At 60.1% G+C, this 14716-nt stretch carries 14 protein-coding genes; 8 read left to right on the forward strand and 6 right to left on the reverse strand.

From position 1 onward, the window contains the following. Position 1: 1 nt before the first annotated feature. From AC515T_RS14980 to AC515T_RS15000, 5 genes are all read right to left on the reverse strand, one after another. Positions 2-1018, reverse strand: coding sequence for an ABC transporter permease (locus AC515T_RS14980; protein ID WP_496528926.1), 1017 nt, complete (start codon positions 1016-1018; stop codon positions 2-4). 76 nt (positions 1019-1094) lie between these two features. Further along, entirely contained in the window at positions 1095-2675 is a 1581-nt protein-coding gene (locus tag AC515T_RS14985) for an ABC transporter substrate-binding protein (RefSeq protein ID WP_496528927.1), read from the reverse strand. 150 nt (positions 2676-2825) lie between these two features. After that, complete coding sequence (ddpX, locus tag AC515T_RS14990; protein WP_496528928.1) at positions 2826-3377, reverse strand: D-alanyl-D-alanine dipeptidase; 552 nt, start codon at positions 3375-3377, stop codon at positions 2826-2828. 38 nt (positions 3378-3415) lie between these two features. Then, on the reverse strand, positions 3416-4270 hold the full coding sequence (locus AC515T_RS14995; protein WP_496528929.1) for a MurR/RpiR family transcriptional regulator: 855 nt from the start codon (positions 4268-4270) through the stop codon (positions 3416-3418). A 398-nt stretch (positions 4271-4668) separates the two neighbouring features. Next, positions 4669-5673: an NAD(P)-dependent oxidoreductase gene (locus tag AC515T_RS15000; RefSeq protein WP_496528930.1), complete on the reverse strand. Its 1005-nt coding sequence runs from the start codon at positions 5671-5673 to the stop codon at positions 4669-4671. Positions 5674-5783: 110 nt separating this feature from the next. Between AC515T_RS15000 and AC515T_RS15005 the strand changes: the two genes are divergently transcribed. From AC515T_RS15005 to AC515T_RS15015, 3 genes are all read left to right on the forward strand, one after another. Beyond that, positions 5784-6407: a TetR/AcrR family transcriptional regulator gene (locus AC515T_RS15005; RefSeq protein WP_496528931.1), complete on the forward strand. Its 624-nt coding sequence runs from the start codon at positions 5784-5786 to the stop codon at positions 6405-6407. 142 nt (positions 6408-6549) lie between these two features. Beyond that, positions 6550-7179, forward strand: a complete 630-nt coding sequence (locus AC515T_RS15010; protein WP_496528932.1) for a LysE family translocator — start codon at positions 6550-6552, stop codon at positions 7177-7179. 52 nt (positions 7180-7231) lie between these two features. After that, on the forward strand, positions 7232-7900 hold the full coding sequence (locus AC515T_RS15015) for a class I SAM-dependent methyltransferase (protein WP_496528933.1): 669 nt from the start codon (positions 7232-7234) through the stop codon (positions 7898-7900). A gap of 181 nt (positions 7901-8081) precedes the next feature. Here the strand turns inward: AC515T_RS15015 and AC515T_RS15020 are convergent, their stop codons facing one another. Next, a complete protein-coding gene (locus AC515T_RS15020) occupies positions 8082-9323 on the reverse strand; it encodes an OprD family porin (protein ID WP_496528934.1) in 1242 nt (413 codons plus the stop codon). A 240-nt stretch (positions 9324-9563) separates the two neighbouring features. Between AC515T_RS15020 and AC515T_RS15025 the strand changes: the two genes are divergently transcribed. The 5 genes from AC515T_RS15025 (at position 9564) to AC515T_RS15045 (ending at position 14580) form a co-directional block, all read left to right on the forward strand. After that, positions 9564-10511: a LysR family transcriptional regulator gene (locus AC515T_RS15025; protein WP_496528935.1), complete on the forward strand. Its 948-nt coding sequence runs from the start codon at positions 9564-9566 to the stop codon at positions 10509-10511. A gap of 91 nt (positions 10512-10602) precedes the next feature. Continuing rightward, complete coding sequence (locus AC515T_RS15030; protein ID WP_496528936.1) at positions 10603-11394, forward strand: putative hydro-lyase; 792 nt, start codon at positions 10603-10605, stop codon at positions 11392-11394. A 40-nt stretch (positions 11395-11434) separates the two neighbouring features. Then, positions 11435-11974, forward strand: coding sequence for a hypothetical protein (locus AC515T_RS15035; protein WP_496528937.1), 540 nt, complete (start codon positions 11435-11437; stop codon positions 11972-11974). A 193-nt stretch (positions 11975-12167) separates the two neighbouring features. After that, positions 12168-13103, forward strand: coding sequence for a LysR family transcriptional regulator (locus tag AC515T_RS15040; RefSeq protein ID WP_496528938.1), 936 nt, complete (start codon positions 12168-12170; stop codon positions 13101-13103). 97 nt (positions 13104-13200) lie between these two features. After that, complete coding sequence (locus AC515T_RS15045; RefSeq protein ID WP_496528939.1) at positions 13201-14580, forward strand: UDP-glucose dehydrogenase family protein; 1380 nt, start codon at positions 13201-13203, stop codon at positions 14578-14580. Positions 14581-14716 lie beyond the last annotated feature (136 nt).

Genomic DNA, 14716 nt, shown 5'->3' on the forward strand with positions numbered 1-14716 from the left:
TTCAACTTACCTCGCCGATGCGTGGGTCGATCACGCGGTACACAATATCGATGGCCATGTTCAGCAGCACGTAGATGAACGAAACCAGAATGGCGAAGCCCATCACCGCCGGGAAGTCCAGCGACTGGATCGACTTGACGACATAGGCACCCATGCCGGGCCAGGCGAAAACCGTTTCGGTCAACACCGCGCCATACAGCAAATCTCCCAGGGTCAGCCCAAGGACAGTCACCGAAGGGATGAGCGCGTTAGGCAGTGCATGGCGCAGGATCACAGTCCATCGGGACAAGCCGTAGGCGCGGGCGGTGCGAATATAGTCTTCGCCAAGTTGATCAAGCATGGCTGAACGAATCTGCCGTGCGACAACGCCCAAGGTCACGAACCCCAGGGTCGCCGCCGGCAGGATCAGATGCTCCACGGTATCGAGAAACAGCGCGCCCTCACCGGCGAGCAGCGAGTCGAGCAGATAAAAACCGCTGATTGTCGGCGGCGGAGCAAGCCCTTCGGACAGCCGCCCGCCTCCGGGCAACCAACCCAGATGCCCGTAGAACAGAACGATTGCCCCCAGGCCGAGCCAAAAGGCTGGCGTTGAAATACCGGTGACCGCCAGGGTCCGGGCGATCTGGTCAATCGCCCGATTGTGGTAAACCGCTGATAGCACGCCAAGCGGCACGCCGGCCAGGATCGCCAGCACCAGTGCTACCAGCGCCAGCTCCAGTGTCGCCGGGAAGAACGTCTGCAAGTCCTCCAGAACGGGACGGCTGGTGCGTATCGAGGTTCCCAGGTCTCCTTGCACCAGGTCCATCAGGTAACGACCGTATTGTTGATACAACGGCAGATCCAATCCCAGTTGATGACGTATGCCGGCCACCAACGCATCGCTGGCACGGTCGCCGGCGATCAATCGAGCAGGATCACCCGGGATCAGGTGCGAAATTGCAAAGGTAATCAGCGAAACGCCGAACACGACCAGTAACAGGCCGAGCAGGCGCTTGCGCAACAAAGTCAGGAAGGCCATTTTGGCACCTCAGTAACACTCGCGACGAAAATCAGAAGCCGCGCCAGCCACGAATGACCAGCGCGAGGGAGCCGGTTTACTTGCTCATGCTGCCCAAGTTGAACACCTGCTCGAGCATGGGGTTGAACACGTAACCCTTGACCGAATCACGCATCGGCAAGGTATAGCTCTTCTGATAGAGGTAGGCGTAGACGCTGTCCTTGAGCACCATTTTCTGCGCGGCCTGGTACAGTTCGACGCGCTTCGCGGTGTCGCTGTTAGCGGCCGCTTCTCGGATCAGTTTGTCGACTTGCGGGTTGCTATAGAACGAGCGGTTGCCTTGCAGACCCTGCATCTTGGAGTCGAACCAGAAGTTCATGAACATGTACGGGTCGGCAAAGTCCGGGCTCCAGGCACCGACCGCGATGTCGTAGTCCGCCTGGCCGACGCGCTCACGCAGCGTGGCATTGGCGAGCTTTTCCAGTTTGAGGTTAATGCCCAGCGGCGCCAACGCTGCTTGCAGGGTCAGGCCGATCGGTTCCCAGTTAGGATCCTTGTCTGAATACATGTAGCTGAGGTTGGTGATTTTCTGCGGTGTTTTGGCGAGGCTGTCCTTGGCCGCTGCCATGTCCTGCTTCATCGGCGGCAACGAGCTGTCATACGCCCACATGCCGTCCGGGATCGGTCCGTTCAGGAGCTTGGCCTTGTCCCTGAGAATGCCTTTGACGATGCCGTTGTAGTCCACCGCTTCGGTGATCGCACGACGCGCATCGACGCTGGCCAGGGGCCCCTTTTTGTTGTTCAGGTAAAGATAGGTGACCCGTAGCGACGGGAACTCCTTCACCACCACGCCGGGCTTGCTGGCAAGCACGCCGAGCTGGTCTTCGGGCATGTCTTCGATGATGTCCAGGTCACCCCGCTCCAATTGCAAGCGACGCACGGAGGGCTCACCGATGATCTTGATGACCACGGTTTTCAGCGCAGGTTTGGGACCGGCGAAATAGGTGTTCGGCTCCATGGTCAGCGACTGGCCTTTTTGCCAGTTGCTCAAGCGGAAGGGACCGGAGCCTGCGGTATGGCTCGACAGCCAGGCATTGACGTCCGCGCTTTTATTGACCACAGCGGGGTTGATGATCGAAGCGCCATTGTGGGCCAGGGTAAACAGGAACGGCGAGAAAGGCGTCTTCAGGGTGAACCGGATGGTCAGCGGGTCGACAACCGCGACCACCATGTCCTCCGGAAATGCTCCGGAAGGTCCCTGCTTGAGCGTCATCAAGCGATCAAAGGAAAACTTCACCGCGGCGGCATCGACAGGGGCGCCGTCGTCAAATTTGTTGCCTGGTTTGATTTTGAATTCCCAGACCAGATTGTCCGGAGAAACGGTCCAGCTCTCGGCCAGGTCACCCTGAACTTCGGTGCTGCTTTTGTCGCCTTCGACCTTGTAGCCGACCAGGCGCTGATACGACGGGTAGGTAATGGTCCAGTCGTTGTTATCGAAGGTCACGGCCGGGTCGAGGGTCTGGGGATCAGCGGGCTTGCCGATGACCAGGGTGTCTTGTGGTACAGCCGCTGTCGCGGCCTGCCAGGCACCGAGGCTCAGTGCACTGCACAAAACGCTCAGCAATAGCTTGCCAGCGCCGGGAAAGGGTTTGCTGGTCACGGTGTTCATTGGGTTCATGCCGGTTTCCTTGATCATTCGATAGAGGGAAGTACGTCAGGTTTTTTATAAAAGCTATAACCGGGCAGTTGCAGGTGAAACGTAAGTAACGCTGTCTTGTTATTTTGTTATCAGCCGCACTAACGTGGGCCGCGCGGCGTTGCAGGGCTATCAATCCGTGGTTTGAACGTTCTCCAGTAATGGGTAGTCATCGGCATTCGGAAGTTCGTAATGCCACCACTCGGTGGCAATCGTCTGGAAGCCGGCGGCGAGCATGATCCCCACCAACAGCAATCGATTGCGTTGCACGTCTACTGGCAAGTCGGGATAGAACTGGTGGGACTTCTCTTCCATTGCGTCGAATTCAGTCCCCATATTCAGCGGCTCGCCATCAGCACCGACCAGAGTCAGGTCCACTGCCACGCCACGGCTGTGGTGGGAGCCCAAATGCGGGTCACGTACATAGTCGTTGTTGGGCAGCGCGTCCCACAGCAGGTACTGGGCATAAGGCGGCCGATAGGCGTCATAGATGCGAAGAGTAAACCCGGCCTGACGCGCAAGCTGACTGGCCTTGTACAGACAGCCGGCAGCCTGGTGATGTAACAGGCAACGGGCGTCTGGATAAATCACTCTTCCTGCCAGGTTGTCTGCACCGGCGTAGATCAAATCGATTTGCACCTGGTAGCGCTGGGCATCGATCTCTACAAGGGGGCTGTTGTTCACGCCAATACTCCAGTTGGGATTCGGTGGGACGATGAGGATCAGCCTTCGAACTGCCCGAAAGCTTTTTGCAATTGACGATTCTTGGCCAGGCGCTCATCGAGCCGATCCCCGTATTTCTCGGCGACGGCTGACACGATGAGGTTTAACAGGCAGGCCAATGGCGCTGGAGAATCCCAGAACTGCCCGACATCGGTTTTCAGTTGCAAGAGGTCGAGTGGGTAGTCTCGGGCCCAGGGGCACTGCAGGTCGGTGATCAGCGCCAATGGGAGTTTGTTGTCTTTGGCCGCGTCGCAGAAGGTCTGAGTCACGCTGGAATAGGCACGGAAATCCGCAATGATCGCGTAGGGATTGGCGAAGCCGGAATTCAGGGTTTCTGCGTAGATGCCGGATAGACCGTCGACGTAGTAGACCTTGGGGCGGATGTACTCAAGGTGACTATGGAACGCGGTGAGAATTCCTCGCGTGGACTGAATGCCGAGAATGAACACTGCGTCGGCGTCGTAGATACGTTGCACGATATCGGCGAAGGCGTCGCTGCGTGCCAAACCGTAGACATACCGAATGGCCTCGATCTCGCGGCTCAGGGAACGATCAAGAGCATCTTGCTGATTGTTTTCGGCACGAAAGGCGCCGATGCGATCAGTGATAAGCCACGACGCTGGTGTTTCAACGCGCAAGCTTTGTTTGACTTCATCAATGTTCTGGTAGCCAAGGGATCGAAAAAAGCGCCCTACGGAAATCCCAGTGGTGGAGGTCTGCTGCGCGATGCTATCAGCCGACTCGAACGGAAGCTGTTCAGGGTTACCCAACAGATAGCTGGCGATCCGCTTGCCCGTCGGGGTCAGGTTGGAGAACTCTCGCTCCAGCAGCTGCAGGAAGCTGTTTTTTTCCATGGATTTCAGAGCCCCCGAGCGCCAAGTGTTATTAGGTTGTCATTATTTATATTCCTGTTATTAGGGTAACATTCGATTTCGAGGCAACACAATGGCTATCTTTCAGTAGACGTCCTGTGATGGTCAGACGAGAGCAACTGACGCTTTTTATGTGCTTCGATGAGACGCCGGGCAGGATTTCCTGGCTCGGGTATCTGCGCCAGTGAATTGGTAAACGGACAGCCTCTATAAGACGCCGCCGAAAGATCCTGGGCGATGAATTCGGCAAACCCGAGAATCTTTGCCTTGGGATCGGCCGGAAAGCTATAGCCTCTCAGCGTCAGGTCTGCTAGCCGGTAGCCAGCTAGCAGACCTGACTAAAGGGAGGAAACGCTCAGCACACAGGCTTGCCTAGTTGATTACGCCTGCAGCTTGCGCAACTCACCACCCTCCTCCTCCAAACGTTCCAGATAGGTGGCGGCGTCCAACAGTTGATAAGGGAAATAAAGCCCTGGCGGCGTCGGTGGCTGGCCGTCCAACCCGAGCAGGCGCTCCAGAGTCATTGCGACGCTGAGGCCAGTCAAGGGTGCAGCGCCTGCTGGGTGGATGACCGCATGACGTGTATGCAGCGGCTCTCCCTTGAGACCCTCGCCAACGAGTTCGATGATGATCTCGGTAGACATCGGCCTACCCTGACGGCGGCTTGAGCTCACCGCGGTGGCCAAGTTGAACTCGACATTTGCCGCACCCGTCGCCGCCGCCAGGCCGACGACATCAATGGACGAGAAGCCGGAAGCCTCGATTTCCGTACCATCCACCGCGTGGAAGCTTGCCTTGGACTCTTCCCCTTCGCGCCAGACGAACACACTGTCGCGCCGTGTCAGCGCGGCGGGCAGCATTTTATTCAGGTGTTCAAAATCGGTGGCGACGGTCGGGCCGCCCGTGTCCTGCTCATCGACCAGTGCGTTGATACGGATGTCGTGGACCCGGCCGAATGCCTGGGCAATGCTCAGCGTCGACACTGTCGTCGCGCCTACCAGCCATTCGTAACCGAGGACAATGGGCGAGGCGTCAGGCCTGTGCATGTACGTCGCGATTTCCGGCGCGATCTCGAAAACGCCGGAGGAAATGCTAAGGTGCGGCACGCCGCGCTTCTGCGCAAAACGCAATCCGGCAAGGGCGTGGTCCATATAAAAGACCACGACGGCACTGACTGGGCGACCGCCGAGGCCCAGGTCATCTGCGGCGGAGTCAATCACCACGCCCCGCGCCCCACCCATGTGCTCGGCGGCGCGCTGGGCCTTGGCAAGGTCGCGGCTACCGATCAGCAGTGGCACATCGGGATGAGCGGCGCGCAGCGCCCGAGCGGTGTGATGGCCAATGGCGCCAGAACCACCCATTAGCAAGATAGGATCAAGTGACATGGTACGTTCTCCTTGTCTCTGGTTTAAACCTACTTTCAGTAGGTAAGCTAACACACCATCACATACTTAAACCTACCATTGGTAGGTTTTTGTCGACCAGGAACGAAAACGTGCAGAAAAACACTGAGCACAGCCCTATCAGTTCCCCGCCTCGCCGGCTTACCAAAGCCGAGCGGCGGCGACAGTTGCTGGATACCGCGTTACTGATCGTGCGCGAAGAAGACGCGGATCGGCTGACCTTGGGGCATCTGGCCGTTCGCGCTGGCGTGTCCAAACCGGTGGTCTACGATCATTTCGGCACCCGTTCGGGTCTGTTGATCGAGCTCTACAAGTGGATCGATACCGAGCGGGTCAGCGCTTTCCGTGACGCCATGTCCAAGACGGCGAGGAGCCTGGAGGAGACGGCCCGGGTCCTGGCCAGCGCCTACATTCACTGCGCGGCCGATAACACCGACGAATTCCATGCCGTGGGCGCTGCCCTGGCAGGCAGCGAAGAGAAGGCGGCGGTGTTCCAGGAGCTTCTAGATAACTGCGTGCAGATGTTCATATCTGTGCTCGAACCTCATACGACGTGGCCAGCGGACGAACTCGAGCGATGCTGCATTGGCCTGGTTGGCGCGGGAGAAGCCCTGTCCGGCGCGTTGGTACGGGGGCGGCATGGCGAGGACGGGGTCATAGAAACATTCGCTTCACTGATCCGCAGCGTCGTAAAGCCGACAGAGGCGCAGCTTTAGGCACTGGGCATGCTGGTGTTTTCGCCAAGCTCGGTGGATTCATCGCGAGAGACGACTGTTGCTATCAGATAAGCCTGGACTGTAACTGACGCCCTCCTCGCCCTTCACTTACTGTCGTGGCTCATCCCACGGAGTGATCCCCATGCAGGATACCGCTAATCTCTACCTGTTCGTGGTTGCTGTCGTGCTTCTGTTGATCGTTCCGGGGCCCAACATGGCCTTTGTCACCAGCCATGCGTTGGCCCACGGCTGGCGTGCTGGCGTCGCGGCCGCCCTCGGCATTTCTTTTTCGGACGTGCTGATGACGCTGATGGTCAGTGCTGGCATTGGCGCGCTAGTGATGAGCTGGGCACCAGCGTTCGACGTGCTGCGCCTGGCAGGGGCCGGTTATCTGCTGTGGCTGGCCTGGCAAGCCCTGAGAACGCCGGCGGCGACGCAGGACAGCCAGCTCCAGGCGGCTTCGCTGTGGAAAATCTTCTGCCGAGGTGCCCTCAACAGTCTCTTGAATCCCAAGGCGCTGCTGTTTTTCATGGTGTTCCTACCCCAGTTCGTCAACGTAAAGAACGGCGGCGTAAGCCTGCAACTGATCTTCCTCGGCGCGCTGCTGGCACTGATTGCCCTCGTCTTCCATACGCTGCTGGGTGTTTGCGCCGCACAGCTCAGGACGAAACTGGCAAGCGGTGGGATTTCAAGGCGCCTGGGCACGTATGGCTTTGCCGGGGTCATGACAGCGCTGGCGGCACGCCTGTTGTTTCTTGATCGGCCGCTGTGACCTGGGCCAACGATTGTCCTATGCTGACCCCATTCACTGCGGAGCTGGATCCATGTCGACCTCGGAAACCACCCTCCTCCAAAGCTGGCACCACAACGCCCAAGCCTGGATCGAAGCCATTCGCACGGGTGCCATCGAAAGCCGCCAAACGGTCACCGACCAAGCCATGCTGCTCGCGGTACTGAGCCGTCAGCCCGAGCGCGTGCTGGACCTGGGCTGCGGCGAAGGCTTGTTGTTGCGGGCGCTGGCCGAACGAGGCATCGAGGCGGTGGGTGTGGATGGCGACGCGACGCTGGTCGAGGCGGCCCGGGCGGCAGGTTCCTCGCCAGTGCATCTGGCCAGTTATGAAGCGCTGGTGGAGGCGAAGGTGGACGTCGGCAGCGGTTACGACCTGATCTGCGCCAACTTCGCCCTGTTGCATCAAGACATCATCCCGTTGCTCGCCGCGATGAACGCTCTGCTCAGCCCAGGCGGCGCGCTGGTGGTCCAGACGCTGCATCCCTGGGCGGTGGCGGCGGGCAATTATCAGGACGGCTGGCGAGAAGAAACCTTCGATGGGTTCAAGGGCCAATGGCAGCCCATGCCGTGGTACTTCCGCACCTTGTCCAGTTGGCTCAATGCCCTGGACATGGCCGGTTTTCGACTGGTGGGCCTGCAGGAACCGCAGCACCCACAAAGTCCGGTGCCGCAGTCGTTGTTATTGGTGGCCGAGCGCTGGTAAACCCGTGGCGAGGGCGCTTGCTCCCGCTCGGCTGTAGGAGCTGGCGAAGCCTGCGATCTTTTGATCTTTCGCTTGAAACTCAAGTGTTTGGGGAAAGATCGCAGCCTCGTTGCACTCGACAGCTCCTACGGCGCAGCCCAGCGGGAGCAAGCTCCCTCGCCACAATTTGCCGGAGGGTTTCTTACCACAGCGCCATCGTATAGCTGACGATCAGCCGGTTCTCATCCAGGTCGTTGCCAAAATTCGAGCGCACCGTCGCGTTGCGCCATTTCAAGCCCAGCCCCTTCAACGTACCGTCTTGCACCACATAGGCGATATCCGTGTTGCGCTCCCACTCCTTGCCTTCGCCCGCGGCGCTGCGCTGGACGTTGTCGCCCGTGATATAGCGGGTCATGAAGGTCAGCCCGGGCATGCCAATGGCCGCGAAGTTGTAGTCATAACGCGCCTGCCAGGAACGCTCGTCGATGTTGGCGAAGTCGCCGATCTGCACGAAGTTGACCAGGTACGGATCGCTGCGGCCGATGTAGGGGAACGGATCGTCGCCGCTCATGCGCTGGTAACCCAGGCCCACGGCATGGCCCGCCAGGCTGTAGGTGAACAAGGCGCCGAAGGCCTGGTTGTCGAGATCGCGGAAACTGCCGTCTTCGGTGCTGCGCGAATAACGCACGTCACTCTTGAATGACTGGCCTGCGCCCAGGTCCAGGGTGTGGACGAACCCGAGGTAGTTTTGCTGGTAGATGTCTTCCAATTGGCTGTAGCGGTATTGCGCCGTCAGGTTTGGCAGAAACTGATAGTCCGCCCCGGCGAACTGGAACTTATCGCTGCTTCCACCGATGCGGTTGGCGGTCATGTCCTGGTAGTCGGTGGAGTCGACAAAGTTGATCTGTGTGAGTTGCCCGGCGGTCAGCTTCAAGCGGTCGATTTCCTGCACGCTCAGCAAGCCGCCCTTGAACGTTCCCGGCAACAGGCGCGTGTCGTTGGAACTCACCGCCGGGTCCTTGATCTGCAACGTCCCCAGCTTCAAGGTGCTCTTGGACAGGCGCACCTTGGCGGTCAGGCCCAGTTCGCCGTAACGGTCTTGGGAACCGCCCGACAAATCCGCTGGCAACAGATTGGTGCCGGCCGTGCCGCCCCCGGAGTCCAACTTGAAACCGGCCATGCCCAAGGCATCGAGGCCGAAACCCACGGTCCCGGCGGTGTATCCCGATTCCATCCGCAGCAGAAAGCCCTGGGCCCATTCCTCGGCCTTGTCCCTCGCCCCTTCCTGGCGAAAGTCGCGGTTGAAGTAGAAGTTGCGGGCCTCCAGGCTGCCTTTGCTGTCGGCGATGAAGTCGGCCTGGGCGCACGGCACGCCGATCAGGCTCAAGCCCAGCAAGGTGCCCGCCGGAGTGCAGGTCCATCGAGGGAATGTGGCGTGTTGCATGGCGCGCTCCTTTTATGGGCGCGAGCGAACCCTCCAGGGCTGTGCGCACGCCTCGTTATTGTTGTCATGGGGATGCCGGCGCAGTGGACCTGCGTCGTGGAGCGGATTCTTTGCGGCGGATCCGCACAGCGTCAAACGGGAAAAAAGCCGGATCGGGCATAAGAAAAATTGATGCGCCCGCTGGCTCGATCTGGAGTAACAATTGCAATCATAAGCACCACACGCACACCGAGAGCCTTCATGAACCTCAAATTCCTCGAAACCTTTGTCTGGGTCGCCCGGCTGCAAAGCTTCAGCCTCACCGCCGAGAAGATGTTCAGCACCCAGGCGGCGATCTCCAGCCGGATCGCCTCGTTGGAGGAGGAATTGGGCCTGCGCCTGTTCGTGCGTGATTCCCGCGGGGTCTCGCTGACGCCCGAAGGCCTCAAGGTGCTCGACTACGCCGAACAGATGCTCGAAGTCCAGCGGGCGTTGAAGCAATCACTGGATACCAGCAGCCCGCAGCAAGGCCTGGTGCGCATCGGCGTGATGGACACGGTGATCCACACCTGGCTCAGCCCATTGATGTCGATGCTGATGCAGGCCTTCCCCGCCGTGGAAATCGAAATCACCGCCGATGCCGCGCGCAACCTCTGTGAGCAATTGCAGAAAGGCTACCTGGACATCGTGTTCCAGACCGATCTGGTCCGCCACGAAAGCGTGCGCAACCTGGAACTGGGGCACTACCCCATGCACTGGATCGCTGCCAGCCAATCGATCTATGCCCGGCCCTATGCGTCGCTGGTGGAGATGGCCAGCGAGCGCATTATCACTTTCGTCAAGCATTCGCGACCGCACCAGGATGTGCTCAACTTGCTGTACGCCCACGGCGTGAGCGCGCCGCGGGTCAGTTGCGTCAATTCGGTCTCGGCCATGACCCGGCTGATTCGCGATGGTTTCGGCATCGGCGCGTTGCCGTCCGCGCTGGTGGCCAAGCCCCTGGCCAGCGGCGAATTGATCCAGCTCGAACCCGGTACCGCCCTGCCCCAATTGGACGTCGTTGCGTCCTGGCGCGCGGGCGTCGGCCTGGAGTTGATCGAGAACATCATTCAAATGAGCCGCCAGGTGGTCAGCCAGTACGCCGTCGATGTCGGGCCGTTGCGCATGGTGGCGGCCCCCGGCCTGAACGGCCAAGCGCCTCTCGAATAACTTTTAGTTGTCGCGGGGTACCAATATTCCTTGTTGGACGTCCTCACCGCCGTGTTCTCAAAGTAGCGAACGAACGCCAGGAGAACCCGTGATGACGTCCTTCGAACAACTGCAGCAATGCACGCCTCTGGCCCTGCGCCAAAGCATCGCCGCCGGCCAGTACCAGGGCCATACCAGCGGCCTGGGCCAGGGTCGCGTGCAAGCCAATATCGTGATTCTGCCCGGCGACTGGGCCAATGAATTCCTGCGCTACTGCACCCTCAATCGCCAGGCCTGCCCGGTGCTGGACGTGACCGAGCCAGGGGACCCGTTCTTCCGCAACCTGGGCGCCGCCATCGATATCCGCCATGAGGTGCCTCAATACCGGGTCTATCGCCACGGCGAGTTGAGCGAATCGCCGCTGGACATCGAACACCTGTGGCAGGACGATCTGGTGGCCTTCGCCCTCGGTTGCTCCTTCTCCTTCGAACAACCCTTGCTGGAGGCTGGTATCCGTTTGCGGCACATTGAACTGGGACGCAATGTCGCGATGTTCCAGACCAACATCGACACACGCCCCACCGCCCGCCTGTCTGGCAAGATGGTGGTGAGCATGCGCCCGATGAAAGCCGCCGCGGCCATCCAGGCGATCCAGATTACCGGGCGCATGCCCAATGTTCACGGCGCCCCGGTGCACATCGGTGATCCGTCACTGATCGGCATTCAATCCCTGGACACGCCGGATTACGGTGATGCCGTGCCGGTGGAAGCGGACGAGATCCCGGTGTTCTGGGCCTGCGGTGTGACACCTCAATCGGTGGTCCAGGCCTCGCGCCCACCGCTGTGCATCACCCACGCCCCTGGCTGCATGCTGGTGACGGACTTATGGAACAGTGATTTGTAGGCCTCGGACGAGGCTGTTTTTCAACCTGAAGGGAGACACGATGAACACTGCTCAGCGCTCGATTCAACACTACATCCGTGCCAAGGACTGCAACCGCCCGCACCTGCTGGACCAGGCCTTTACGCCGACGGCTGTTCTGGACATGGTCGTGCGCACCGGTTCCATCAGCTTTCCCGACCACGTTGAAGGGCGTGCCGCCATTGGCGATGTGCTGGTCAGTCGCTTCGGCCAGACCTTCGAAAACGTCTACACGTTCTGCCTGGCCGCCCCGCCACCAGCCAACGTGGAGGCGTTCCAGTGCAAATGGCTGGTGGCGATGTCAGACAAAAACAGCGGCGAGGTGCGAGTCGGTTGCGGCCTGTATGACTGGCAGTTCGATCCGCAGTCGCAATGGGTCGAGCGATTGACCATCACCATCGAGCACATGAAAACCCAGCCGGCGACCGATCTGCCGACGATCATGGCCTGGGTATCGAAGTTGGACTATCCCTGGTGCCGGCCTGAAGCGGCTATCGATAATGTTCCGGATTTAGCCGAGTTGCGAGAAGTCGTCCTGTACCTGGCTAATGCCGAGCAGTGAAGAATATGAAACCTGCCTAGCCACTGTGCGAGGGGACTTCCCTGTGGGAGCAAAGCTTGCTCGCGATGCACGCACCTCGATTTCCAGGAAGACCGAGTTATCTTCAGCGCGGGCAAGCCTTGCTCCCACAGGGAGGGGATACGCCCGTCGCCACTGTTTCTATGCTTCATGACTGTGCCAAGGGAACTCCGAAGTGAACATCAAGTTTCTCGAAACCTTCGTCTGGGTCGCCCGCCTGAAGAGCTTTCGCCTCACCGCGGAAAAGCTGTTCACCACCCAGGCCTCCATTTCCAGCCGGATCGCCGCCCTGGAGGACGAAATGGGTGTGCGCCTGTTCGTGCGCGATTCCAAAGGGGTGTCGCTGACCTCCGAAGGCCAGCGCGTGCTGGAGTACGCCGAGCGCATCATGGACACCATGCAAAGCATGAAAGCCGTGATCAAGGACCCACGCCAGGTGCGTGGCCGGATCCGCATCGGGGCGATGGATACGGTGATCCACACCTGGCTCAGCCCCTTGGTGACACGCCTGATGGAGTGCTACCCGGCCCTGGAGATCGAACTGTCGGCCGACACCGCGAGCAACCTCTGCTCACAACTGGAAAAAGGCTACCAGGACATCATTTTCCAGACCGATATCCTGCGCCTGGACAGCGTGCGCAATGCACTGCTGACCCGTTATCCGATGCACTGGGTGGTGCGCACCGGCTCCGCCTATGACCGGCATTATGCGTCGCTGGAAGATGTGTCCCAGGAACGCATCGTGACGTTCTCGCGCAACTCGCGGCCCCACCAGGACATCCTCAACCTGCTGCATTCGGCCAACATCGTCTCGCCCCGCATCAACTGCGTGAACTCGGCCTCGGCCATCACCCGTCTGGTTCGCGACGGCTTCGGCATTGGCGCCATGCCGGCGGCGCTGGTGGTCGGCGAACTGGCCCAAGGCACATTGACCTTGGTGGACGGCGTGCCGCTGCCATCGGTCATGGACATCGTCGCCAGTTGGCGGACCGGCGCCGGCATGGAACGGGTGGAGGACATCGTCAGCCTGACTCGGGAAGTGGTCAGCGAATTTGTCGCACAATTGCCAGCAGCGTACCGATTGGCGGCGCAAGACTTCAGCGGACTGTAAGTGAACTGCAATATCCCCGACTTATTCTGAACCAAGCGCACTGCGGCGAACGCTGGTTGTGCATGTCGCTTACTCGGAATGATCCAGGGAATCCGCCATGAAGATCAGTGTATTCGGAAGTGGTTACGTAGGTTTGGTGCAAGCCGCCGTGTTGGCCGAGGTGGGCCATGACGTGGTGTGCATGGACATCGACGAGCGCAAGGTCGACAGCCTTCGGCAAGGCCAGGTGAGCATTTTCGAGCCCGGCCTGGCCGCGCTGGTGCGTGAAGGCCTGGAGGCCGGACGCTTGCATTTCACCTGTGACGAACAGCTTGCCGTGCAACACGGCCAGGTATTGTTTATCGCGGTAGGCACGCCTTCCCGGGACGATGGCAGTGCCGACCTGAGCCAGGTCCTGGCCGTTGGCGAGGCCGTCGCCCGTTATCGCGAGCAACCGCTCATCGTGGTGGAGAAGTCCACCGTGCCGGTGGGCACCGGTGACGTTCTGCGGGCGCACATCGACAAATGCCTGCTCAAGGCCAGTCGTTTGCTGCAGTTCGATATCGTTTCCAACCCCGAATTCCTCAAGGAAGGCTCGGCCGTCGCCGATTGCCGTCGTCCGGACCGCATCGTGATCGGCTGCGAACGTGATGAAGTGCGCGAAACCATGCGCGACCTGTACGCACCGTTCAACCGCAACCACGACCGGGTCCTGTTCATGGACCTGCGCAGCGCCGAGCTGACCAAATACGCCGCCAACGGCATGCTGGCGACCAAGATCAGCTTTATCAACCAGATCGCCGAACTGGCCGAACACCTGGGGGCCGACATCGAATCCGTGCGCTTGGGCATCGGCGCCGACTCGCGCATTGGCTACCACTTCATTTATCCGGGATGCGGCTACGGCGGCTCGTGCTTTCCCAAGGACATGCGCGCGCTGATCCACACCGCCGAGCAGGCCCACTGCTCCAGCGACCTGCTGCAAGCGGTGGAAGCCATCAACGATCGGCAAAAACACAAGCTGTTCGAGCGGATCAAGGCGTTCTACCAGGGCGATCTGCGCGGCAAGACCTTCGCGCTGTGGGGCCTGGCCTTCAAACCCAACACCGACGACATGCGCGATGCGCCGAGCCGCACCCTGCTGGAGTCGCTGTGGGCGGCGGGCGCCAGTGTCCGGGCCTTTGACCCGGAGGCGATGCAGCAGACGCAACTGCTCTACCCCGACGAGACCCGACTCATGCTGATGGGCACGCCGGAATCGGTGTTGCCGGGGGCCGATGCGCTGGTTATCTGCACCGAATGGCAGCCCTTCAAGGCGCCGGACTTCGACTTGATCCGGCAACGGCTCAAGGCCCCGGTGATTTTCGACGGGCGCAACCTGTTCGACCCGGAGCGCATGGCCGACAAGGGCTTCACCTATTTCCCGATGGGCCGCGGCCAATCACGCAACCTGCCCATTGCCCAGCAAACGTGGTTCCCCGCCTCAAGAAGCGCCTGAGCCTGAGCGTTACCTCAAAATTAATGCACTCAACCAGCATTAATATGAATTTGTAAGCAGGGGTTGTGACCGGCACACTGTGCACCGTTCCTCCCCCAACTGTTGGAACACTTAAAGGGCTTTCTGGGACTCTCCC

The organism is Pseudomonas sp. FSO-7 (genome assembly GCF_059579345.1).